A 23,086-nucleotide genomic window follows, 5' to 3' on the forward strand; every position below is an offset into this window, starting at 1 on the left:
GATATACGTTCGTTCGTGACGACGATTGTTCGTCTAGTCTGTCGCGATGGCAGCGCAGCTTCAAGACATCCAGCGTGCGGCGGACATCGGGCATCCCGCGCGGCTGCTGCCCGTCTCTGACGAGCTTGTCTCGCTGCTCGCCCAGCCGGGGCTTGTCCGTGGCTCGGTGCTGGCCGCTCAGGGGCTGGGGGCACTGACCCTGGCGACGGCCTTCGCAGCAGAGGTCTCGCGCACAGGCGGATGGGTGACGGCGGTGGGCCTGGGGCGCATGGGTGTCTCAGCAGTGGCTGAGCGAGGGGCGTCGCTGGACCGGTGGGTGTTCGTGGACGAGCCCGGCGACGCCGCAGCCGAGGTGCTGAACACCTTGATCGGCAATGTCGATGTGATCCTGCTGGCGGCCGGGGTGCGGCTGGCAGCCGCACACAGCCGGCGCCTGCGCACCCGCCTGCGAGAGCGGGGGACCGTGGTGATCGAGGTCAGCCCAGCCGGCACTCGTGGGGTCGGTGCATCGAATCCAGCCGGCACTCGTGGGGTCGGCGCATTCAGCCCAGATGTGACCCTGACGGTGGAGCGTGCCGCTTGGACCGGCCTGGGTCACGGTCATGGACGGCTGCGCGAACGACGGGCCGAGGTAGTTGCCGTAGGCCGCGGCGCGGCGTCGTTGCCACGACGAGCCGTCCTGTGGCTGCCCGACACTGACGGCCGCATTACCGCGGTCCGTGGTGCCATCGGCACCGTTTCATGGCCTGCTTTGGCTGATTCCTCTCAGACTGGCACCCCAGATACCGGCACCGATGTGGTCGTCCCCCTCCAACGCCGTGCGGGATAGCCGAGACAACCAGGGCGGCCCGGCCGACATTCCGCCGCGGATGCTGGTGGTGGAGATCGAGCACTGGTCCGCGATCGCAGCGGGACTCGACTCGGCCACACCTGCAGCAGTGGTGTCCGCGGGACGGATCGCCGCGCTCACGCCAGCGGCCAGTGCGGCGGGGATACGCACGGGAATGCGCCGTCGCCAAGCCCAGTCCGAATGCCCCGCCTTGGAGCTCGTCGAGCGTGACCCTGATCTTGACGCTCGACGCTTCGCCCCCGTGGTCATGGCACTGGAGGACCTGACGCCCAGAGTCGAGGTGTTGGCACCTGGATGTTGCGTCGTCGCCACCCGAGGACCGTCGCGTTACTACGGCGGCGACGAGGCCTTGGCCGAGCTGATGCAGCAGACCGTCGCTGGGGTGCTGGCTGAAGTGCAGGCTGACGCACCTGCCAGGGCCGCCGTCCGTGTCGGCATCGCCGATGGTCTGTTCGCCGCTGGTCTGGCCGCCCGGCTGGCATCGGCCCGAGACCCATCGACACAGGTGCTGGTGGTGCCGCCCGGTGCGAGTGCAGCTTTCCTCAGTCGGCTGCCGCAGCGGACCCTGGCCGAAGCGTTCTCACCGCTAGGAGACAACCTTGACACAGCCGGCCCTCGTGGGGTCGGCGCATCCAGCACAGCCGGCCCTCGTGGGGTCGGCGCATCCAGCACAGCCGGCCCTCGTGGGGTCGGCGCATCCAGCACAGCCGCCGAGTTCACTGATGTGCTCGGGCGGCTGGGGTTGCGCACCTTGGGCGACGTGGCGGCTTTGCCCGTTGCGGATCTCATCGGCAGGTTCGGCACGCAGGGCGAATGGGCGCACCGCCTGGCCAGCGGGCGTGATTTCCGGCTGAGTCAGCCAGTTGCTGCGGGACCTGAGCTCAGCGTCGAGACCGAGATCGATCCACCTGCGGATCGGCTCGACACGGTGGCGTTCATGGCCAAGGCCCTGGCAGATCAGCTCGATGCCCAGTTGATCGGGGCAGGGCAGGCGCTGGTGTGCGTGGAGATCAGCGCCGAGACCGAGCACGGGGAGACGTCCAGCAGGCGGTGGCGTCACGGGTTTCGTTTCAGCCCGCCCGATGTGGTCGACCGTGTGCGCTGGCAGCTCGACGGCTGGCGCAGCGACAACCGCAACCGGCCCAGCGGCCGTGTCTCGCTCATCCGGCTGGCAGTAGCCGAGACAGCTCCCGATGAAGGACGTCAGCTTGGCTTCTGGGGCGGTCAGTCCGAGGCCGACGAGCGGGCCGAGCGAGCCATGGGCCGGGTGCAGACGCTGGTCGGCTTCGACGGGGTCACCGTTGGTCGCTTGGGCTCCGGCCGTCGCTTCGCCGATCTGGAACAGCGCCTCCCGTTCGGCACCACCGGCCCTCTTGGGGCCGGTGCATTGAACCCAGTCGGCCCTCTTGGGGCCGGTGCATTGAACCCAGTCGGCCCTCTTGGGGCCGGTGCATTGAACCCAGTCGGCCCAGCCGAAGCCGGCCCATCTGGCGCATCAAACTCATCTGGCCCGGTACCCCCGTGGCCAGGACGGCTGGGCGCACCGGCCCCTGCCGAGGTGCTGGCAGAACCCGAAGCGCTCGTGGTGCTTGATGAGGACGGCGAGCCGGTGGGTGTGAGCGGCAGGGCGCACCTCAGCGCTCCTCCCGCGGTGCTGCGGCGAGCGGACGGGCGCACCAGCGCCATCACGGCGTGGGCAGGGCCGTGGCCGCTGGACGAGCGCTGGTGGGACCTGCGAGCACGACGCCGTCAGGCCCGGTTCCAACTAGTGCTCGACGACGGCACCGCCCATCTCTGCGCCGTTGAGGGCGGCCGCTGGCAGCGCGAAGCCACCTACGACTGAGCCGCTCACAGCAGCGCACGCCGGTCAGTTGCCGTTGGTGGACCAGTGCCACGGTTCGCTGGGCAGGTTGTACAGGCCGTAGGTAGCGGCGTTGGCCGCGAGCCACCTGAATCCCGCCGTGTTGCGGCTGCTGATGGAGCGGCCGTTGTACCGGAAGTCGATCGCGAGACCGCGCTCGTGCATCGAACGCCCCGGGCGCGCCGTGGGGGGTCGGCACTGGTAGGAGGGTTTCTGGTAGATCGCCCACTGACTGGTGCCGCAGTGGGCCCGCCGCAGCGCGATCTGTGACGCAGCACTGCGGTAGCCGCCGCCGGCCAGGCGAATGCCGTCGCGAGCGGCATGATCGAGCAGCTTTCGCACGTTGTCTGCGATCGACTCGTGGACTTGGATACCGCCCACCCAAGTGAGCTCGCTGCGGTCGAAATCGTTGCCCGTCGGCTGCCCCGCAGTGCCCTCGCGCCGCCGCTTGGCCTCCTGCTCGGCCTGCCACGCGCGGCATCGTTCTTCGTCGCTGCGGCGCTTCAGCTCGGTCGTGATGCGCTGCTGCTGGTTGAGGGCGCCGGCTATCTCGTTGGTCGTTTCGGCGACCTCCGCGGCGGCTTCGGCGTCCCATTCCTCCAGCGCGACCTGCTCGAAGAGCAGCGTGTCGAGCCGGTCCTCGAGTTCTTCGAGCAGGATGGCCTCTTGTTCCACGGCGTCGAGGAGGTCTTCGAGCGCTCGCGCGGATTCCTCGCGGCGGATGTCGCGCAGCTCTTCGGCTCGCTCGAATTCCCGCACAGCGGCTTCGGCGTCCACGCTCAGGGCTCGCAGCTGATCGCCTGTCGCGTTGAGGTCGCCCAGCGCGGCGCTGATGAGCACCCGGATGCGGGTGGCGTCGTAGATGTCGCCGGTGCGCACCAATCCGTAGGAGCCCTCCACGGCGGCGTCGTGGCCGATGTAGCTCTGCACGATGAGATCCACGACCCGCTCGCCCAGCTCGGTGCGCTGGCCGTCGAGTGCCATCACCCGCTGGAGTCCGGCTTCGACGGATGCCTCGGCCGCGGCCAGCTCGAGCTCTGCTTGGTCGAGGTCGGCTCGCTGTTGGTTGACTAACAGCTTGAGCTGATCGAAGGCCTCCAGCACTTCATTGACGTCGGCGGTGGCGAGGTCGACCTCGCCCACCTTGGTGAACAGGGCCGCCTGGGCTTCCTCGCGAATGCGCTCATCCTCTGCGAGCTCGGCTTGCAGCGACGTCTGCTCCTGCTCCAATTGCTGCCGACGCTGCCGGAGCTCGGCGTCGGTCGAACCTGACTGCGAGGCGCGTGTGCCCGCGACGCGCGCACACACCCGTGCCATCTCTGCGTCGGACGCCTGCGTCTGCGCACCCCCGGTGGTGATGGGAACAGCGGCGGCCACGAGGGCGAACGTGACTGCTGCGGCTGCGCGCCGTGCCACGCTTCGGCGTGGTACCCCCGAGCGCGATTGCCGCTGTGAACCTCGCACCGGGCGTGTCCTTGCTGGAACCGGCTCAGCGCCGGCGCCGTCGTCTGCCTGCGGCCCTCGGCGGCCGTCGCAAGCGACGACCGCGACCTTCGGCCCAAGGTACCGATGAGCCGATGCCTGCGGGTGTCGCCCTCGAAGATTCTCAACCGGTTCTCACGGATGACGCGGCTCTCTGTGTCGCGGCGCCGCAGCGTTTCGATCGAAGTGCCCACCCCAAGCCGGGCTGAGCGGACTACTCGTCGATCACTGAGTTCTGAAGGACCCCGATGCCGCTGATCTCGAACTCGAGCCGGTCGCCTGCAGCCAGCCAGCGCGGCGGCTCGTGCGATCCGCCGGTGCCTTCGGGCGAGCCGGTGGCGATGACATCGCCGGGCTCGAGGGGCATCACCTTCGACAGGTACGAGATGATCTCGGCGACCGAGAAGATCATCTCGCTGACGTTCGCACGCTGTCGTTCTTCGCCGTTCACCCTGCAGGCCACCTCCAGCGCGGCGGGGTCCGCGATCTCATCGGCAGTGGTGATCCACGGGCCCATCGATCCGGAGCGGAAGAAGTTCTTACCCGCGGCCACGCTGTGGCGCTGCCAGTCCCGAACCGATCCGTCGTTGAGGATCGTGTAGCCGCCCACGAAGCTGAGCGCTTCGGAAGCGTCAATATGACGGCCTGCACGACCGATGATCACTGCCAGCTCAACCTCGTAGTCGAACTGAACCGACGCCGTGGGCCGGACGAGACTCTCGTTGTGAGCCACGAGCGTGCCCGGAGGCTTGTTGAAGTAGACCGGTTGCGCCGGCGCTTTCACGTTGCCGCCCAGCGGGTACTTCTTGTGATAGTTCGCACCGGCGCACAGCATGCGAGCGCCCACGTCTGCGGGGACGGCGAACGTGATGTCGTCCCACCCACGTTCGGTTGGAATCCGGGCAAGCGGCGCCGGATCGGCCAGCGCAGCGGCAACCGCCTGTCCGACAGTGGTGATTGGCTCACCGTCGGCTTCCCGGCCGTCGAGCCGTGCAACTCCATCGTCGGTCGCCACGCCGATGTGGGTCGCGTTGTCGCCGGCGACGGTGTAACGCAGCATTCTCACGGCGCGTCACCGTACTTGTTACCCAAGACGTGCTGGTAAAGGACGTGTTCGTTGCGTCGCCCTTGGGGTGTCAGTCGGTCGCGGTGCGACGCAACGGCTCGCCGCCTGCAGCCCGGACGGTGGCCTCGAAGCCGTCGAGGTCTGTTCCGCTCACGTGGCCGGACCACGGCACGCCGACGCCGCGCTCGTCCAGCGGAGGCTCGACGGTCACCTCCACCCGTGGGCTGTCCGTGCGCAGCACCAAGGTGGCATCGGTACCGGAGAGCCAGCGGGCGACGATGACCGCACGACGGAAGCTGATGTCGGCCAGCACGAGACCGCTCTCGGTGGCCGCCAGCAATCGATGAACGTTGAACAGGAGCTGGTGCGCGACGACTGCCGCCACGATCAACAGCCAGCCGATACCCCACGCAATCGCCAAGCCAGCCCCGAGGGCGAAGGCGGCGACGCGAACGATCATGATGCGCCGGTGAGCCCGTGCGGTCTCCGAATCGGTGACGACCACGGCCCTGCGCACGCTGACGCCTTCTTCGCCGAGGAGCTCGACTGCTCGGGCGAGCGCCCGCTCGGGAGGAGTCATCGCGAGTGCTGACCCAGGTCGCCGAGGGGAATCAGCCCGTCGGCATCGGCGATGTGCTGGGCGACGGCCAACAAGAGCTGCTCGCCGCCGTGAGCGGCGTGCAACTGCACGCCCAGCGGCAGGCCATCGGGGTCGAGTGCCGTCGGCAGTGAGACGGCTGGCTGCCCGCTCACGTTGGCCTGGTTGACGAACACGGTCAACTCAGCGATGCGCCTGGCGCCGTCGGCGGGGTCGGACAGGTAGCCGAGCGGTGGTGTGACGTCGGCGAGCACGGGCGTGAGCAGCACGTCGTAGGTGTCTTGGCTGCGCGGGCTCCCTCGGGCAATCGGCCCAGTGCTCCAGAACGGCATGACGCGCCTTCGCCAGCGTGCGAGCGCTTCGAGTGACTGCACATAGGCGGAGGCCGGAAGCGAGTTGCCCAGTTCGGCCGACCACCAATTGGCGGGCTCGACGTCGTCGGTCGTCATCGGACGCCCCAGCCGCTCTGCCCAGCCGGCCAGCTCGGACGCCATGGACACGGTGCGCACGACGATCGTGTGATCGGCGAGTTCGGAGCTGTACCAGCCATCGGGTGCCGTATCGGGCTCGATGTGGTGCCCCAATTCCGCCAGCAGGCCCGCAGTGCGCTCGACGGCCTGCCGAGCCGGTGCGCTCGCTCGACCGGGACCGCCCGTCGACACGGCGATGCGCAGCGGCGGCAACGAGACCGTCAGCGAGTCGGCGAACGACGTGTCGGGCCGCAGCGGGGGAGCGATGTAGGGATCCCCGGGGGCTGGACGCCTGATGACATCGAGGCACCTCGCCGCATCGCGCACCGTGCGCGTGAGCATCCCGTCGACAGCGAAGCCGCCACGGTGCTCACCGAGTCGTGGTGCGGTCGACACTCGACCTCTTGTGGGCTTCAGCCCGACAAGGCCGCATGCCGCAGCCGGCACACGTATCGAGCCGCCGCCGTCGTTGCCATGCGCGAGCGGCACGATGCCTGCCGCGACGGCCGCTGCCGAACCGCCGCTCGAACCGCCGGGTGAGCGGGTCGGGTCCCATGGGTTTGCGGTCGGGCCGTAGACAGCCGGCTCGGTGGTGATGGTGGTGCCGAACTCAGGGGTGTTCGTGCGCCCGACCGAGACCATTCCCGCGCTGCGCAGCAACCGGTACAGGTGGCTGTCGAGCGTGCCGCGCCATTCGAGGTCGACGAGAAAGCGCGCTCCCGCGTGGTGGAACTCGCCCGCTTGCTCGCAGCCGAGGTCTTTGACCGCGATGGGCACGCCGTCGAGCAGCACCTCGCCGTAATCGCCCGGACTCGCCTGGCGACCCAGCCAGCGCTGGGTCGCCTCGGCGGCCTCAGCCAGGGCCCGCTCGGGTCGAGGATGGATGACTGCGTTCAGCGCTGGGTTCAGCCGCTCCATTCGCTCGAGCGCGGCCTGCATCGCCTCCGACGGATTCGTCTCGCCGGCTGCAAAGGCTGCCGCCAGCGCCGTCGCGTCCTCGTTGCGGCGGTCGGCGGTCATCGGGCGGGCATACGGCGAGCGCGTCTGCTCAGGCCGTCCCGGCCCACAGAGGTGGTGTGCGCCCCGCCCATGGCGCCGCCCGCTCCAGCTGACCGGCGAGCGACAGCAGCATCTCCTCGCTGGCGTGGGGACCCACGAACTGCACGCCCACGGGAAGTCCTGACTCGGTCCGGCTCAGCGGCACCGACATCGCCGGCTGCCCGGACACGTTGAACTGCGGCGTGAATTGCAGCAGGTCGTTCAGCCGGCCTCGGCCGGTCTCGGGGTTGCGCAACTCGCCGAGGCGAGGCGGCGGCTCGGCCATGATCGGCGAGACCAGGACATCGTGGGAGGCCCACCATGCGGCGAGCCGTCGCGTCCACCCATGGCACCACTCCAGCGCGGCCAAGTACTGCGTTGCGCTGACATCGCGCCCCAATTCCATGAGCGCCCACGTGTCGCCTTCGACATCGGGGCGGCTCATGGCCCGGCCCAGGGCTTCTTCGAATCCGGCCAGCATGACGACGTTCTGCACAGACACGATTGTGCGGAAGTGATCGAAGAACTCTTCGTGAAACATCTCGGCGGGGTGTGAGTATTCGACCTCGTGACTCAGGCTCTCGGCCAGTTGCCCAGCGGCTTCAACGGCGCGACGGCACGCAGCATCGGTCGGACCCCACTCGGAGTGAGCGCACAGCCCGACGCGCAGTGCTTGGGGCTCGCGGCCCGCAGCGGATTCGAAGGTGTCCGACGGCGGCGGTGCCCAGTACGGGTCACCGGGCCACGGCTGGCTGATGCCGTCGAGCACCCGGGCGCTGTCGCGAACGCTTCTGCTGACGACACCGTCAACGCTGAAGCCGGCCCATCCGTCGCCCGAGTCGGGTCCCAGCGAGACTCGCCCGCGGTTGGGCTTCAGCCCGAAGAGCCCGCAATTGGCGGCAGGCACACGGATCGAGCCGCCCCCGTCGTTGGCGTGCGCGATGGGCACGATGCCTGCGGCCACCGCCGCGGCAGACCCGCCGCTGGAACCGCCAGTCGAATGGTCGGTGTTCCATGGGTTTGCTGTAGGGCCGTAGGCCGTCGGCTCGGTCGTGATGGTCAGGCCGAACTCGGGTGTGTTGGTGCGCCCGAAATTCACCAATCCCAGTGCGGCGAACATGGTGGCCAGGTGTGCCGTGCTCGATGCGGCATAGCCCGCGTCTTTGAGCGCTGCGTTGCCGGCGTGGTAGGGCTGGCCTTCGGTGGTGCAGGTCAGGTCCTTGGTGAGGAACGGGACCCCTGCCAGCGGGCCGCCGACGGAGCCTGCGTCCCGTGCGGCGTCGTGCCGTTTGGCCGCTTGGCGGGCACTGTCGTCGAGCCGCCCGATGATGGCGTTGATCTCGGGGTTGAGCCGGTCGGCCCGGGCAATGGCCTCGTCGAGGAGCTCGACTGCCGAGGCGGCGCCCGAGGCGAACAGCTCAGCGGTGGCCACGCCGTCGGGCAGGTCGCTGGCTGGTGCGTCGCCAGATGTGCCTAGGAGTGATGTTTGGGCCATGGGCGCAACGTAGTGCGGTTCCCGGGCGGGGTCACGGGACGCGCTGTCGCGCACCTGGTCGGGTACGACCCCAGAACCTCTGTTCTAGGAACTCTTGTACTCAGAACAGAGGTTCGTTAGTGTTGCGCCATGGGTTTCACGAATCCAGGCATTCCCTGGCGAGAGCTGGAGCGACGGCTGTCCGACCGGCCGCCTTCACCTGGCTATGGCAAGCAGACAGGGCTGAACGGATCAGCGAGCGGATTGGACAGTGCAGCCGTCGGCGCGCGGTCGGAGCGACCTCCGCATCCGCAGCGGCCGGCGGGCCCCACGGTGCCGTATGCGGAGCTGCACGCCCACTCCAACTTCAGCTTCCTGGACGGGGCGTCGAGCCCGGCTGAGCTGGTGGACGAAGCAGTGCGGCTGGGGCTTGACGCGCTGGCGCTGACCGATCACAACGGGTTCTACGGCGTGGTGCGCTTCGCCGAGGCTGCCGCCGAAGCCGGCCTGCCGACAGTGTTCGGCGCTGAGTTGACGCTTGACGCGTATGGCGCTGCCAGTGCCGGCACCGGCGGCGCCAGCAGCACCGGCGGCGATCCCCGTCGGGGTGCGGGCAACCGAAGGCGGGCGTCGCGGGCACGCCCCGAGCGCACCGGGTGCGCCGACCCCGTGGGATCCCACGTGGTGGTGCTGGCCCGCTCGCCGGCGGGGTACGCCTCGCTGGGCGAGCTGATCTCCGCAGCGCAGATGGCGGGCCGCAAGCACGCCCCGCGCCTGAGCACCGGCGAATTCCTCGCAGCCGCCGCAGCGCACCGCGACGAGTGGGCGATCCTCACCGGGCACCGCAAGGGCGCCGTCCCCGCCGCGCTCATGGTTGAGGGGTCCGCCGGAGGGCCGCGCGCTGCGGCCGCCCAGCTCGACCGGCTCGTCGACGCAGCTGGCCGCCACAACGTTTTCGTCGAGCTGTGGGATCACGGCGACCCGCTCGACAGCGACCGCAACGATGCCCTGGCTGCGTTGGCCATCAGGGCCGGCGTCGAGCCGATCTGCACCAACGGCGTCCACTACGCCACTCCCAGCGGCCGGCGGCTCGCCGCTGCCGTGGCTGCCGTTCGCGCCCGGCGCAGCCTCGACGAGCTCGACGGCTGGCTGCCGCCGGCGGCCACGGCCCATGTGCGCTCCGGCGCCGAGCAAGAGCGCCGGTTCGCCCGCTGGCCGGGCGTGGTGGCCGCTGCTGCACAGCTCGGTCGCGACAGCGCGTTCAGCCTGTCGCTGATCGCGCCGAACCTGCCGCCATACCCCTGTCCAGACGACCACAACGAGATGTCGTACCTGCGTCATCTCACCGCCAGGGGAGCACTGGAGCGCTACGGCCCCCCGGAGGCCGAGCGGGTGCCGGGCGCGTGGGCGCAGCTCCGCCACGAGCTCGACCTCATCGACCGGCTCGGCTTCGCCGGCTACTTCTTGGTTGTGTCCGACATCGTGCGGTTTTGCCGAAGCCGCGACATCTACTGCCAGGGCCGCGGCTCTGCCTCGAATTCAGCGGTCTGCTACGCGCTCGGCATCACCAATGTCGACTCGGTCGCGCTCGGGCTGCTGTTCGAGCGTTTCCTGTCGCCCGAGCGCAACGGTCCGCCCGACATCGACGTCGACATCGAGAGCGACCGTCGCGAAGAAGCCATCCAGTACGTGTACGAGCGCTACGGCCGTGCCCACACCGCGCAGGTGGCGAACGTCATCACCTACCGTGCGCGCTCGTCGGTGCGTGACATGGCACGAGCACTGGGCTGGGAACCCGGCCAGGCCGACGCCTGGTCGAAATCGCTGGACCGTTACAGCCCGCTGCCCGTCTCGGGCAGCACTGCGAATGGCACCTCGCACAGTGCCCCGAACGGGTCCGCAGGTCGCCGCCGCTCCGCAGGCCGCCCGCGTGCACGTGACTGGCGCGACGCTGGCCCCGAACCGACCGTCAGCCGTCTTGCTGCCCAGCCCAGTTCCGGCCAGCCCAGGCCCAGCCAGCCCAGTTCCGGCCAGCCCAGCATTCCCGCCGACGTGGCAGAGCTGGCCGCCGAGCTCGAAGGGGCGCCCCGCCACCTCGGCATCCACTCGGGCGGCATGGTCATCTGCGACCGGCCGGTCACGCAGGTCTGTCCCACCGAATGGGCGACCATGGCCGATCGCTCGGTGCTGCAGTGGGACAAGGACGACTGTGCAGCGATCGGGCTGGTGAAGTTCGACCTGCTGGGGCTGGGAATGCTGTCGGCCCTGCATTACGCCGTCGACCTGATCGCTGACGCGCACGGCGTCGAAGTGGACCTCGGCAGGCTGCCGCAGGAAGACGAGGTCTACGACATGCTCTGCCGCGCCGACAGCATCGGCGTGTTCCAGGTGGAGTCACGCGCCCAGATGGCCACCTTGCCGCGGCTGTGCCCTCGCTGCTTCTACGACCTGGTGGTGGAGGTGGCGCTCATCCGCCCTGGTCCCATCCAGGGCGGCTCGGTGCACCCCTACATCCGGCGGCGCAACGGCGAAGAGCCGGTCACCTACCTGCATCCTCTGCTCGAGAACTCACTGGCCAAGACGCTGGGCATCCCGCTGTTCCAGGAGCAGCTCATGCAGATGGCCATCGACGCTGCGGGGTTCAGCGCGGCCGAAGCCGACAAGCTGCGCCAGGCCATGGGGGCCAAACGGTCGCGCGAGCGGATGGGCCGCCTGCGCGAGCGCCTGTTCAGCGGCATGGCAGAGCGGGGGCTGGTCGGTGACGTGGCCGAACGGGTCTGGGAAAAGATGGTCGCCTTCGCCGACTACGGCTTCCCCGAAAGCCACTCGGTGTCGTTCGCCCACCTGGTGTACGCCTCGTCGTGGATCAAGCTGCATTACCCGGCGGCATTCTGCGCAGCGCTGCTGAACGCACAGCCGATGGGGTTCTACTCGCCGCATTCGCTGTGCCAGGACGCCCGCCGTCACGGCGTCGTGGTGCACACGCCATGCATCAACCGCTCCTGCGAGACAGCCACGCTGGAGCCCTGTGGCACCTCGGGCGGGGGAGTGGCAGTCCGGCTGGGGCTGTCGTCAGTGCGAGGGATCGGCGACGAGCTCGCGGAGCAGATTGCGGTCGGCGGTCCGTACTGCGATATGGAGGACCTGTGCCGCCGGACCGGTGTAGGGCTGGCAGCGCTGGAGGCGCTGGCCACCGCCGGAGCATTCGACTGCTTCGGGCTCTCGCGGCGCGAGGCACTGTGGGCGGCAGGGGCCGTGCACCAAGCACGTGCAGATCGGTTGCCTGGAGTCGTGACCGGGGCATCGCCGCCAGCGCTTGCGTCGATGTCGGGCACCGAGACTGCCGCAGCAGATCTGTGGTCGACCGGTGTGTCCCCCGACGGGCACCCCACCCGATTCTTGCGTGAGGGACTGCAAGCGGCAGGGGTCCGCACGGCAGGGGAGCTGCTGAGGTGTCCACCGGGAAAGATCCGCGTCGCCGGTCTGGTCACGCACCGCCAGCGCCCCATGACGGCTGGAGGCACAACCTTTCTGAACCTTGAGGACGAGACGGGCCTGGTGAACGTAGTGGTGTCGAAAGGCTGCTGGATCCGGTACCGCTCGGTGGTTCGGGACGTGCCCGCGCTGGTGGTGTCAGGGCGACTGGAGCGCCATGAAGGGGTGGCGAACGTGATCGCCGAGAGAATCGAAGCGCTCGATGTGGCCGCGTCGGTAGCGAGCCGCGACTTCCGCTGAGAGCGGTGTTCAGTCCACGCCAATGAGCCCGACAGGGGATAAACAGAGACCCCGACATGAAGCCATACCCAGTGAGGCGCTTTGCCATTGTGATGGCACTTGGCATTGTGGTCGCAGCGTACGGCGGCGATGGCGGCACCGCCAACGAGACCGATGACGGGTCGACGAGCGCGACAGCGGCCGGCGAAGCCGAGATCACAGACGAAGCCGTCGAACAGTCCGCCGCAGCGGACGCGGTGACGATCACCATCGAGAGTTGGCGATCAGATGACGCTGCAATCTGGGATGAGCAGATAATCCCGGCATTCGAGGCGCAGTTCCCTCACATCGATGTGGCGTTCACACCGACCGCCCCCATCGGGTACGACGCAGCGCTCGACGCTCGGCTCGCCGCAGGCACCGCAGGCGACGTGATTGCCTGTCGCCCGTTCGATGCCTCGTTGGCACTGTTCGAACGCGGCGATTTGGCATCGCTGATCGACTTGCCGGGTATGGAGAACTTCAACCCGGTCGCCAAGATCGCATGGTCCACCGATGACGGGAGCACACCGTTCTGCGTTCCGGTGGCGTCGGTGATCCACGGCTTCATCTACAACAAGACAGTGTTCGACGAACTCGGGCTTGTCGAACCCCGCACTGAGGAGGAGTTCTTCGAGTTGCTGGGGGCCATCTCCGACGACGGAAGTTACGTTCCCCTGTCGATGGGCACCGCCGATCGGTGGGAAGCGGCGACCATGGGCTTTGAGAACATCGGCCCCAACTACTGGAAGGGCGAAGAAGGCCGGCGAGCGCTCATTGGCGGTACCGCCAAGCTGACCGATCGGGCCTACGTCGACACCTTGGCGACGCTGCAGCGGTGGTCGGAGTATCTGGCCGACGGTGCATCCGCATTGACGTACGCCGATGCTCAGCAGCTGTTCACTCTGGGCGGCGCAGCGGTGTATCCGGCGGGTTCGTGGGAGATAGCGGGCTTCAATGCCGAGTCCGATTTCGAGCTCGGTGCGTTCCCCCCGCCTCCTCGCGCCGGCCAGGACACCTGTTACCTCAGCGACCACACCGACATCGGCTTGGGACTGAATGCGGCATCGGGCGCCCCGGAGGCCGCACGGACGTTCTTGGCGTGGGTGGCGTCGAGTGAGTTCGCCCGAGTACTGGTGAACGCGCTGCCGGGATTCTTCAGTCTGCAGGACTCGCCGGTGGCTTCGGCAGATCTGCTCGCGCAGGAGTTTTCGTCATGGCGCGACGACTGCGAATCGACCATCCGCATCTCGTCCCACATGCTCTCCCGTGGCGAGCCCAGGCTCGAGGACGAGCTGCGGGCAGTCAGCGTTGGCGTGCTGACCGGAGGCATGGATCCCGTCGACGGCGCACGACGCCTCGGGGCGGCACTCGACGCCTGGCACACACCGGCCGGCTAGGCGACGCTTCGCAGCTGATTGCCGAATGTCATTCGTCGATTTCGATGCGGCAGACGCGAGTCGTGCTCAGCCCAGTGGGCGGCCGAACGGCAATTCGTCCTGCCAGGTGCGCAGGAAGGCCTCAGCGCGGTAGCAGGCGGCCATGAACGCGCCGTCGTCATGGCCTGCGGTCTCGGACATGACTGCGTTGACGGTGTCGGCGGTTGCCGAGCGCAGATCGTCGTGGGTGAGCGCGGGATCGGCCCACCATCCCAGTGCCGGTCCCATGGCGGCAACGAAGTCGGCGGCCACCGGGGTGCCTGCAGCGCGCAGGACTGCCAGCGCTTTCGACGACACCGCCGCGGCCGAGAATGCGACCACCGGTGTGGCGCCCGCCATCGATGCGCCGTCGCCCGACATGGCACCCGGCTTGGAGCCGCAGAACAGCACGTCCACGTCATCCCGCCAGACTGTCCACGGCTTGGCTGGTTCGCCGTCGCCCGTCAGGGTGGCCACGCAAGAATCGCCGTCGGCCAGCCAGGCTTCGGCGAGCGTCATCGGGTCGAGCCCGCCGCCGCCGTTCTGATCGTCGGCGCAGCCCTTCGCGGTGGCGACCCGGGCGACCGTGGCGCCCGCGGCCGCGGCCTCGCGTGCAATGCCGAGACCTGCGGCGCCGAATCCCTCGATCGCGATGCGCTTGCCGTCGAGACCGCCGACAAGGCTGGACGCCGCTGCCGCAGCGCCGACGCCGAGAAGCTCGCTGTTGAACGAGATGCCGTCGCGGTCGTCGTTGCCGATGAGATTGCGCTGGTCGTGGGCGAGCACGGGTGCCAGCGTGTCGGCATCAAGTCGCAGCCCCGGGCTGGTGGAGAGCTTGCCGCTCGCGAAGTCGTCGGCGAGCTCCGATGCCAGTGCCTCAACAGCGGTGGCAGCCTCGGACGGGTCAGACTTCAAGCCGATGCTGGCACCGCTGCGCTGGTGCTCCACGGTGGCGAACACATAGGTGAGATGCCGCACCAGCATCGTCGCATTGCCGGGGATGAGGCGGCTGCCGAGTCGGGTCTCCCCGACATAGTGCTGGGCGCCGGGCAGGTCATAGATGACGAAGCCGGGTGTCGATTCGAGCTGGCGGGTCTCCACGGGCCAAGTCTGCCACCGCCCGCCCGGTGAGCCCCGGGCATATTGGTCCGGCTGATGCGGGTTGACCGACCGCATTCGAGCCCTGCCTAGCCTTGAGTGTCGTGCGGCGAGTCCAGATCGGTCTGTGTGCGGTGCTCTTCGGTGCGGTGCTGTTGACTGCAGCCTGCGGCGATGATGGGTCCGCGTCACCAGAGGCTTCCATCGTCTCGCCGGCAAATGTTGCGTCGGCGACCGACGTCGCACGCCCCGAATCGGACACTTCGTCGCCGCCGGGCCAGACGGAGGTGTTCGGCACGGCGCTGCCGCAGTTCGAGCAGCTGGAAGACGACCCCGCCGTCGGGCGAACGCCGCCGGTGGTGGTCGGTCCCGACCTGATCACCGGCGAGCCTGTGCGCATCGAGAGCCGAGGGCGGCCGATGGTCGTGGCCTTCTATGCCCACTGGTGCCCGCACTGCCAAGCCGAGGTGGACGATCTCACCGAGTGGTTGGAGTCCAATGAGCTGCCCGCCGGCGTCGACTTCTACGCCGTTTCGGTGCTCGAAGATCCCACCCGCGGCAACCATCCTCCGGAGAAGTGGCTGCGCGACGCAGGCTGGCAGCACCCCGTCGTTGCCGATACGCCGGCGCTGTCAGTCGTCGATGCGTTCGGGCTGCAGTCGGTGCCCTATCTCGTTGCCGTCGATGCAAACAACGAGGTGGTCTTGCGGTTCGCCGGCAATGTCGGCGCGGACGAAATAGCGGCGTTCTTCAGCTCTCTGCTCGAACCCCCCTCCTAGAGGGTTTGAGCTGCGAGGCACAGATGCCATAGCTGTGGAGGCGGCAGGAGACTCTGCGACGTTGCGACCGGTTCCCCATCTTGCCAACCGTGATGTGCCGATGATGTCGGCGAGAAATGCGGCGAGGTGCGCAATTCTCGCCTGCCGGATCGTTGGAGCAGAGGGTCCTGCCGCCTCCACAGCGGGCGCACCAACGCGCGCGACCACGACCAAGGCTGCCACTCTTTGCCTATGGCTGAGGGCGAAGCTGCGCCGCGCCGCGCCCTGAGGCGTATCGGCACGCAGACCTGGCGCGCCCTCGCAGGGGCCGCCCGCGGGCGGCCTGCTGGCCGTGCATTGCTCCGTCCGGTGGCCAGGCTGCACCCGTTCGGCTTCTTGCGCGGCTTGCTCGGCCCCGACATCACCGGCGCCCGCCAGAGCCTCACGGCGCTCGCGGTCAGCAGCTTGACCGCCACAGCGGCAGGTGTGCTGCTGGCCGCGGTCACCGGGACTCTCGAGCGCCTGCCGGGCCTGCTCGTGCTGGTTCCTGCTGCGATCGGCATGCGGGGCGACATCTTCGGCGCGCTCGGCAGCCGTCTCGCCACAACCATTCACGCAGGGACGTTCCGCGCGACCGCTCGGCGCGACACGGTCGTCGGCCAGAACGTGATCGGCGCAGCCGTGCTGACACTCGTGACGGCGGTCGCGCTCGGCGTGATGGCCAAGGTGCTGGCGCCGGTGTTCGGGCTGTCGGACATCATCGGTGTCACCGATCTCATCGTGGTCTCCGTCGTCGGCGCGCAGCTCGCTTCCATAGTCGTGCTCGTCGTCACGCTCGGGCTCGCAGCAAGTTCCGCCCGGCGGGGCTGGGACCTGGACAATGTCAGCGCGCCCCTCATCTCCGCGGTGGGCGACGTCGTGACGCTTCCGGCGCTGTTCCTGGCCAGTTACCTCGTCGGGATCACGGCCCTCACGCCGCTTATCGCGATCGTCAGCGTCATCGGGGCCGCTGCTGCGATGGCTTGGGCGTGGCGTTGCGGACTCGAACAGCTCTGGCAGATCCTGCGCGAATCCATACCGGTACTGTGCGTCGGCGGCCTCGTGCTCATCGTGGCCGGCGTGGTCATCGAACACCGCCTCGATGACTTCATCGACAAGCGGGCGGTGCTCATCTTGGTGCCCGCGTGTCTGGCAGCCGCGGGTGCCATCGGGGGCATCTTGTCGAGCCGGCTGTCGACCAAGCTGCATCTCGGTGTCATCGAGCCCCGGGCGCTGCCTCAACGCGGCGCTCGGCTCGACATTCTGTTTGCCTTCACCCTGACCGTGCCGGTGTTTGTGCTGAACGGCGTGCTCGCCAGCGCAGCAGCGACCGTGTTCTCGATGTCGACGCCGGGCGTGGCTCGGCTCGTGGCCATCTCGCTCATCGGCGGCATGATCGCGACGGCGCTGGCCGGGGTCATCGCCTACTACGGCACGGTTGTCGCGACTCGTATCGGCGTCGACCCAGACACCTATGGCATCCCGCTCGTCAACAGCACGGTCGACCTCGCCGGTGCTGCGGCGCTCGTGCTGGCCGTCAGCTGGGTCGGCCTGTCATGACAGGCGCAGTGCAACAGCCTGTCATGACAGGCGCATGTGGCAGCTGTCGTGAATTCTCTCTTCCTCCCCGTGCCGCTGTGCCTACGCTGTGGGCGGCGGCGCAATCGTGTCCCCAAGCTGAACGGAGCTCGTCGCGTCGCCCGTTGACGATCTGAAATGCGATCAGACCCTGAAGACAAACCTCGAAATCTGAAATCCATGCTCGCGGAGGCCAAGGACGCGTCCGAGCTCATGGTCGATCTGGCTTATGCCGCGCTCTACTTCGACGACGAGGGCATGGCCGACGCGGTGCTGGGTCTCGAAGAAGACATGTCGGCCCTGGTGCACGAGATGCGGTCGCTGGCGATGCTGGCCGTGCGGCACCCGCGCGAGGTGGACGGCATGAGCTCGGTGCTGCAGGTTGTGTCCTCGATTGAGCAGATTGCCAACGCGGCAGTGGACATCTCCAAGACCGTGCTGCATCACCTGGGCATTCCTCGTGCGCTCATCGTGGATCTGGCGCAAGCGGCCGAGGTATCGCACCGGTTGGTCGTAGCCGCCGGCAGCCATTTGGCGAACCGGCCGCTGCGTGACATGGAGCTGCCGGTAGCCGTCGGCATGCGCGTAGTCGCCATTCAGCGAGGACGTCACTGGTTGACCGACGTCGGCGGCGACAGCATCGTGGAGCCCGGCGACGTGCTGTTCATGCGCGGCGACCCAGCGGGCATCGTGCGGCTGCGGGAATTGGCCGCCATGGAGCGCTGGAGTCCTCCCGAGCCCGATGAGGAGCATGCCCTCAGCGACCTGGACCGGGCCGTCGACACGCTGGTCGAGATGAAGAACCTGTCCGAAGCGGCCATCGGACTGGCGTATTCCTCCCTCGTGCTGCATGACCTGTCGCTGGCCCGCGAGGTGCGCTCCATGCAAGAGCGGCTTGACGGCATGAAGGTCTCCATGCAGACGTGGGTGCTGCGCGCAGCGGCGGATATGGCCGCCGATGCCCCAGACGCCGATCCCGCGGGCCTGCGCGGCCTGCTGCACGTGGCCGAAGCCGCAGAAGACATCGGCGATCAGGCTCGCAACATCACCTCCCTCGTCCTCGAAGACGAGGACATACACCCGGTGCTGGCGCTCGCACTCGGCGACACCGATGACGTGGTGGTTCAGGTGCCGGTTGCGCCCGGCTCTGAGGCCGACGACTCGACGCTCGGGTCACTGGGTCTGGCGGTGGATCCCGGCTATCACGTGCTGGCCATCCGCCGCGCCGCCAGCTACATCTACAACCCGCCGCGAACGGTGCGGCTGTGGGTCGGAGACGAGCTGCTCGCATCGGGTCCCGAGGAGGGGCGCGACCGCTTCGCTGCGATCTGTGGCTACTCCATAGACATCGACGAGGAAACCGGACACGTCGAGCTGACGCCGACCAGATGACCGCCGTGATCCTCGCCGGTGGCGTCGCACGGACGGTCACAACAGCGCTTGTGCCGATAGCTTGACCGCCGATGTCGCAGGACACAGGTCTGTCAATTCTCGCTGTTCATGCTCATCCCGACGACGAAGCATCGAAGGGCGCGGGCACGGTCCGCAGATACGCGGATGAGGGCATCCGCACCACGCTCGTGTGCTGCACCGGCGGCGAAGAAGGCGACATCCTGAACCCGGCGATGGACCGGCCCGAGGTAACCGAAAACCTGCCTGAGGTCCGGCGCGCCGAGCTGGATGCGTCCGCAACCGAGATCGGATACGACGAGGTGGTCATGTTGGGCTACCGCGACTCCGGAATGCCCGACACCGAAGCCAACGCCCATCCCGACGCTTTCGCCAACGCAGACCTCGACGAAGCCGTTGCCCGGCTCGTGACCGTGATCCGCCGAGTGCGCCCGCACGTCATCTTGACCTACCCACTGGTGCAATCTCGCTACCCGCACCCCGATCACCTGCAGGTCACGGCCATCTGCATACCTGCATTCGCTCACGCCGGCGAGCCGGCTTGGCGCCCTGAGTGCGGGCCGGCCTTCACGCCGATGAAGATGTATGCGCCCGTTTGGTCCCACAAGCGCATGAAGCTGATGCACCAAGCTTTCCTGGACCTGGAATTGGAGTCTCCATTCGACGAGAAATGGCTGGGCAGGCCAAGTCGGGATGACCGCATCACCGCGGTCATCGAAGTTAATAACGCAGTTCGGCGCAAGGCGCTGCTGGCCCATGCCACCCAGGTCGATCCCGACTCGCCGTTCTGGTTCGGCTTGCCCGACGACGTCGCTGACTCGATCCATCCGTACGAGGAGTACATGCTGCTCGAGTCGCGCACATCGACCGAGCCGATGGAGAGCGATCTGTTTGCTGGACTGCGCCGGTGAGCTTTCTCGACGAAGAGTTTCTGGCCACGTGGGCAGCGTCTGGCCACGAACCACTCGGGAATGTGTCAGGCACGATCGTGATGAAGACTGCCGGCGGTCCCGACGGCAAGGTCGCCGTCAGCCTGCTGTTCGAATCCGGCGTTCTGACATCGGCGTCTGCCGGAACCACACGGGGTGCCGATCTGACGCTCGAAGCCCCGTGGCAGCTCGCTGCCGATGTGGTCTGCGGTGATGCCGATCCTGCCCGGCACTACATGGCCGGCGACCTCAAGGTGTCCGGCGATATGGCGCTGTGGCTGGAGCTCCTGCCTGCATGGCGCGCAGCGGGCACTCTGGGCGCACCTAGCTGAACAGAGCCGGCGTAGGTCAGCCGGCACCGGACCGCTGCAGCGCCCGCAGCTCCCGGTAGCCCACGAGCCGGATCCCGCTGCGCTCGATGTGGGTGCGCAGTTCGGCGTTGTCACGCAGGTGCAGCAGGTCTTCGACGCGGGACCCCCATTCGGCGGTCAGCGACCGCAGCTCTGGCAGGTCCGCGGCGGGTTGCAGCTGCAGTTCGGTCAATCCCGGTTCGAGCGAGTCCAGCAGCGCCTCGATGCGCCGGTACCGCCCCATGGTTCCGGGCGGGACGCGCACGACCCGGTCCGGTGTCAAGACGCCCTCGGACTCGATCAGGTCCTCGGCGGGGAAACCCAGCTGACGCCGAGCCTCGGAAGAGATCAGCCGCACAGGCAGCCCGAATTCGACCGCGAGCTCCAGGTACACGTCAAAGAACTCGGGGCGGACACTCAGGACTTCGAGATGACTGTCGAGATGGGTGACGTCGAAGCCCCACAGGATCGCCCGCTCGATCTGCGCTCGACACTCCCGTCGGACCTCATCGAGATCGGCGTGGTCCCACACGTCGCTCACGGTGGCGGGCATCCCGCCGTTGCCGTCGAGCAACGACGGGGCGTAGGTGATCGGCCCCCACCGGTAGAGCTCGAACTCGGAGTTCAGCGTGAGCGCGACACCGATGTCCTCGCCCCGGAATCTCGCTGCGGCCTCGCGGGACCACGGACACGGCACGAGCAGCGTTCCGGTGGTCGCCAAGCCGTCCCGCAGAGCGGCGTACACGCCTTCGTTCATCGCGTGGCAGCCGCCGAGTCCGGCTGCGCTGATGATCAGCAGCCTGTCGTCGGGGCCGTAGCCGAGCCGCTGCGGCAGCGGTGACACACCGCCACGCTAACGCCCCCCTTCGAGCTGCTGGTCCGGGCCGCCGCAATCGGCCCAGATTCCTCGGCGGGCGGCACGGGCGTCGGCCTCGGCAGCGTCGAGCACCGCCCGGTGCTCGGTGTTCGGCTCGAAGTGCATGGTGCCGGCGTAGCCGTCGAGCACGAGGTAGCGATTCACGAACAGTCCGTCGGAGGCTCGATAGACGTACGCCAGCAGCCGGTCGTAGCGGTCATACAGCTCAGCGTCGCGTTGCAGGTGCACATCGGTGCCGGGTGGGAGCAGCTCGGCCGTTCGCCGCGTGGCGGCGTCGCCGCCGCACTCGGCTGGGAGGTAGCCGCCGGTCTTCTCCGGTGTGTCGATGCCGAGGAATCTGACCATCGCACGTCGCCCGCCGAGGTCTACCTCCATCGTGTCGCCGTCGATCACTGTCAGCACGACTGCGTTCGATTCGAGCGCGGGCCTGGCGACTTCCATTTGGGGTGCCGGTTCGCTCTGCTGGGCCGAAGCGGCGGTGGCTTTGGGCTGCGGATGTTGAGGGGCGCTGCCGGCGAGGCTGACCGGGGCCGTGTCCGACGGGCGCTGTGCTGACGACGACTGCGCTGCCTCGTCGGATGCGCCGAAGTACTGCCATCCGCCCCACGCTGCTGCGCAGGCCGCGGCGAACACACCGATACGTGCCGCCGCGGCGGTACGACGCCGTCGAGCAGGGAGATCGTCAGTGGCGCCGCGTCCGACGCGATCATCGGCAATGTCGGGCGATGACGGCCAAGACACGGGACGGACGCGCTTCGCTACGTCACCCAGCGGCCGGCGACCTGCGCGTTGGCAGGTCTCGCCTGAGCGGACCCGGCGATGCCCGACCGGCGTTGCTCAGAGTCGCTCGAGAAGGGTGCCGGTGCCCAGCCCGCCGCCGCAGCACATCGTGACGAGAGCGGTGCTCTTGTCGGCTCGGTGCAGCTCGTGCACCGCCTTGGTCAGCAGGATCGCACCGGTGCCGCCCAGCGGATGGCCCAGCGCGATAGCGCCGCCGTTGGGGTTGACGCCGTCCATGTCAGGGTTCACCTCGCGCTGCCAGGCCAGCACGACCGAGGCGAATGCCTCGTTGATCTCGACGATGTCAATGTCGGACATCGCCATGCCGTTGCGCTCGAGCAGGTGGTTCGTGGCCTCGATCGGCCCCGTCAGCATCAGCACCGGGTCGCTTCCGACCAAGCAGGTATCGACGATGCGCGCGAGCGGACGCAGGCCCAGCTCGGCGGCCCGGCCCGCACGCATCAGCAGCACCGCCCCGGCGCCGTCGCTGATCTGCGAGGAGGCGCCCGCTGTGTGCACGCCGCCTTCCATCACCGGCGTGAGGCCCGCAAGCCCCTCCGCAGTCGTGGGCCTGATGCCGCCGTCTCGCACGACGTGGCGCACTTCATCGGTGGGCTTGCCGTCTTCGTCGAGCACCGGCGCATCGATGTCGACGATCTGGGTGCCGAAACGATCTTCTTCCCACGCCCGGGCGGCGTTGTTCTGGCTGCGCAGGCCGAAGGCGTCGCATTCTTCCCGGCTGATGCCCCACTGTTTGGCCATCAGCTCGGCGCCCTGGAACTGCGTGGTGTACTCGTAGTGCTCCTTGTAGCGGGAGGTCGCGGTGCGCTGACCTTTCTTGTAGCTCGAGCCCATCGGGTTGCGCGTCATCGATTCGACGCCGCAGCCGATGGCAGAGTCGACCACGCCGCTGGCCACCAAGCCATACGCCAGCGTGGTTGCCTGCTGGCTCGAACCGCACTGTGCGTCGACGGTGGTGGCGGCAACCGACAGCGGGTAGCCGGCGCCGAGCCACGCTGTGCGTGCGATGTTCGCCGTTTGCTCGCCGGCTTGGCTGACACAGCCGCCCACGAGCTGGCCGATGCCGGCCGGGTCGACCCCGGTGCGGTCCATCAGCGACGTGAGTACATCGCTCAGCAAGTCGGACGGATGGATGCCGCTCAGATCCCCGCCTCGTCGGCCGACGGGAGATCGGACGGCGTCGACAATGACGATGTCGTCGGAGTGCGGGGTCACAGATGCGCTGCTCATGGCCGG

At 68.3% G+C, this 23,086-nt stretch carries 18 protein-coding genes; 9 read left to right on the forward strand and 9 right to left on the reverse strand.

Annotation, left to right across the window (positions count from 1 at the left end; genetic code table 11):
- Window positions 1-46: 46 nt before the first annotated feature.
- Window positions 47-829, forward strand: a complete 783-nt coding sequence (locus ACOOF5_RS10590) for a hypothetical protein (protein WP_420438912.1) — start codon at window positions 47-49, stop codon at window positions 827-829.
- A complete protein-coding gene (locus tag ACOOF5_RS10595) occupies window positions 819-2,693 on the forward strand; it encodes a DNA polymerase Y family protein (RefSeq protein ID WP_420438914.1) in 1,875 nt (624 codons plus the stop codon). Before ACOOF5_RS10590 ends, ACOOF5_RS10595 begins: the two co-directional genes overlap by 11 nt.
- Window positions 2,694-2,717: 24 nt before the next feature.
- Here the strand turns inward: ACOOF5_RS10595 and ACOOF5_RS10600 are convergent, their stop codons facing one another.
- From ACOOF5_RS10600 to ACOOF5_RS10620, 5 genes are all read right to left on the reverse strand, one after another.
- Window positions 2,718-4,127, reverse strand: a complete 1,410-nt coding sequence (locus tag ACOOF5_RS10600) for a D-alanyl-D-alanine carboxypeptidase family protein (protein WP_420438915.1) — start codon at window positions 4,125-4,127, stop codon at window positions 2,718-2,720.
- 280 nt (window positions 4,128-4,407) lie between these two features.
- Entirely contained in the window at window positions 4,408-5,253 is an 846-nt protein-coding gene (locus tag ACOOF5_RS10605) for a fumarylacetoacetate hydrolase family protein (protein ID WP_420440953.1), read from the reverse strand.
- A 76-nt stretch (window positions 5,254-5,329) separates the two neighbouring features.
- The gene (locus ACOOF5_RS10610; protein ID WP_420438917.1) at window positions 5,330-5,839 is read right to left on the reverse strand and encodes a hypothetical protein; all 510 of its coding nucleotides are present in this window, start codon (window positions 5,837-5,839) and stop codon (window positions 5,330-5,332) included.
- Window positions 5,836-7,347 carry an amidase gene (locus tag ACOOF5_RS10615; RefSeq protein WP_420438919.1) on the reverse strand — a complete coding sequence of 504 codons (1,512 nt, stop codon included), beginning with the start codon at window positions 7,345-7,347 and terminating at the stop codon, window positions 5,836-5,838. The genes ACOOF5_RS10610 and ACOOF5_RS10615 overlap by 4 nt, the downstream gene beginning before the upstream one ends.
- Before the next feature lie 28 nt (window positions 7,348-7,375).
- Window positions 7,376-8,860 (reverse strand): amidase, encoded by a 1,485-nt coding sequence (locus tag ACOOF5_RS10620; protein ID WP_420438921.1) that lies wholly within the window; start codon window positions 8,858-8,860, stop codon window positions 7,376-7,378.
- A gap of 129 nt (window positions 8,861-8,989) precedes the next feature.
- Between ACOOF5_RS10620 and ACOOF5_RS10625 the strand changes: the two genes are divergently transcribed.
- Together ACOOF5_RS10625 and ACOOF5_RS10630 are read left to right on the forward strand one after the other, a co-directional pair.
- Window positions 8,990-12,574: an error-prone DNA polymerase gene (locus ACOOF5_RS10625; protein ID WP_420438922.1), complete on the forward strand. Its 3,585-nt coding sequence runs from the start codon at window positions 8,990-8,992 to the stop codon at window positions 12,572-12,574.
- Window positions 12,575-12,630: 56 nt separating this feature from the next.
- Complete coding sequence (locus ACOOF5_RS10630) at window positions 12,631-13,992, forward strand: ABC transporter substrate-binding protein (protein ID WP_420438924.1); 1,362 nt, start codon at window positions 12,631-12,633, stop codon at window positions 13,990-13,992.
- A 66-nt stretch (window positions 13,993-14,058) separates the two neighbouring features.
- Here the strand turns inward: ACOOF5_RS10630 and ACOOF5_RS10635 are convergent, their stop codons facing one another.
- Complete coding sequence (locus ACOOF5_RS10635; RefSeq protein ID WP_420438926.1) at window positions 14,059-15,111, reverse strand: hypothetical protein; 1,053 nt, start codon at window positions 15,109-15,111, stop codon at window positions 14,059-14,061.
- Window positions 15,112-15,212: 101 nt separating this feature from the next.
- Here ACOOF5_RS10635 and ACOOF5_RS10640 point away from each other — a divergent pair, with 101 nt between their 5' ends.
- The 5 genes from ACOOF5_RS10640 (at window position 15,213) to ACOOF5_RS10660 (ending at window position 20,154) form a co-directional block, all read left to right on the forward strand.
- Window positions 15,213-15,887 (forward strand): TlpA family protein disulfide reductase, encoded by a 675-nt coding sequence (locus tag ACOOF5_RS10640; protein WP_420438928.1) that lies wholly within the window; start codon window positions 15,213-15,215, stop codon window positions 15,885-15,887.
- A 231-nt stretch (window positions 15,888-16,118) separates the two neighbouring features.
- Complete coding sequence (locus ACOOF5_RS10645) at window positions 16,119-17,465, forward strand: magnesium transporter (RefSeq protein WP_420438930.1); 1,347 nt, start codon at window positions 16,119-16,121, stop codon at window positions 17,463-17,465.
- A 198-nt stretch (window positions 17,466-17,663) separates the two neighbouring features.
- On the forward strand, window positions 17,664-18,875 hold the full coding sequence (locus ACOOF5_RS10650) for a potassium channel family protein (RefSeq protein ID WP_420438932.1): 1,212 nt from the start codon (window positions 17,664-17,666) through the stop codon (window positions 18,873-18,875).
- A 71-nt stretch (window positions 18,876-18,946) separates the two neighbouring features.
- Window positions 18,947-19,804, forward strand: coding sequence for a PIG-L family deacetylase (locus ACOOF5_RS10655; protein ID WP_420438934.1), 858 nt, complete (start codon window positions 18,947-18,949; stop codon window positions 19,802-19,804).
- Window positions 19,801-20,154 (forward strand): SCP2 sterol-binding domain-containing protein, encoded by a 354-nt coding sequence (locus tag ACOOF5_RS10660; protein WP_420438936.1) that lies wholly within the window; start codon window positions 19,801-19,803, stop codon window positions 20,152-20,154. Before ACOOF5_RS10655 ends, ACOOF5_RS10660 begins: the two co-directional genes overlap by 4 nt.
- Before the next feature lie 16 nt (window positions 20,155-20,170).
- Here ACOOF5_RS10660 and ACOOF5_RS10665 read toward each other — a convergent pair whose 3' ends face one another.
- From ACOOF5_RS10665 to ACOOF5_RS10675, 3 genes are all read right to left on the reverse strand, one after another.
- Entirely contained in the window at window positions 20,171-21,016 is an 846-nt protein-coding gene (locus ACOOF5_RS10665) for a ChbG/HpnK family deacetylase (protein WP_420438938.1), read from the reverse strand.
- 9 nt (window positions 21,017-21,025) lie between these two features.
- Window positions 21,026-21,790, reverse strand: a complete 765-nt coding sequence (locus ACOOF5_RS10670; RefSeq protein WP_420438940.1) for a thermonuclease family protein — start codon at window positions 21,788-21,790, stop codon at window positions 21,026-21,028.
- A 96-nt stretch (window positions 21,791-21,886) separates the two neighbouring features.
- Window positions 21,887-23,080, reverse strand: coding sequence for a steroid 3-ketoacyl-CoA thiolase (locus ACOOF5_RS10675; RefSeq protein WP_420438942.1), 1,194 nt, complete (start codon window positions 23,078-23,080; stop codon window positions 21,887-21,889).
- Between the last annotated feature and the right edge of the window lie 6 nt (window positions 23,081-23,086).

The sequence above is a fragment of the Candidatus Poriferisodalis sp. genome (genome assembly GCF_965214215.1).
GTDB lineage: Bacteria > Actinomycetota > Acidimicrobiia > Acidimicrobiales > Poriferisodalaceae > Poriferisodalis.

Coding starts and splice junctions, on each gene's coding strand:
- ACOOF5_RS10590 (WP_420438912.1), top strand. CDS start 47: ATGGCAGCGCAGCTTCAAGACATCCAGCGTGCGGCGGACATCGGGCAT.
- ACOOF5_RS10605 (WP_420440953.1), bottom strand. CDS start 5,253: ATGCTGCGTTACACCGTCGCCGGCGACAACGCGACCCACATCGGCGTG.
- ACOOF5_RS10610 (WP_420438917.1), bottom strand. CDS start 5,839: ATGACTCCTCCCGAGCGGGCGCTCGCCCGAGCAGTCGAGCTCCTCGGC.
- ACOOF5_RS10615 (WP_420438919.1), bottom strand. CDS start 7,347: ATGACCGCCGACCGCCGCAACGAGGACGCGACGGCGCTGGCGGCAGCC.
- ACOOF5_RS10620 (WP_420438921.1), bottom strand. CDS start 8,860: ATGGCCCAAACATCACTCCTAGGCACATCTGGCGACGCACCAGCCAGC.
- ACOOF5_RS10625 (WP_420438922.1), top strand. CDS start 8,990: ATGGGTTTCACGAATCCAGGCATTCCCTGGCGAGAGCTGGAGCGACGG.
- ACOOF5_RS10630 (WP_420438924.1), top strand. CDS start 12,631: ATGAAGCCATACCCAGTGAGGCGCTTTGCCATTGTGATGGCACTTGGC.
- ACOOF5_RS10645 (WP_420438930.1), top strand. CDS start 16,119: ATGGCTGAGGGCGAAGCTGCGCCGCGCCGCGCCCTGAGGCGTATCGGC.
- ACOOF5_RS10650 (WP_420438932.1), top strand. CDS start 17,664: ATGCTCGCGGAGGCCAAGGACGCGTCCGAGCTCATGGTCGATCTGGCT.
- ACOOF5_RS10655 (WP_420438934.1), top strand. CDS start 18,947: ATGTCGCAGGACACAGGTCTGTCAATTCTCGCTGTTCATGCTCATCCC.
- ACOOF5_RS10675 (WP_420438942.1), bottom strand. CDS start 23,080: ATGAGCAGCGCATCTGTGACCCCGCACTCCGACGACATCGTCATTGTC.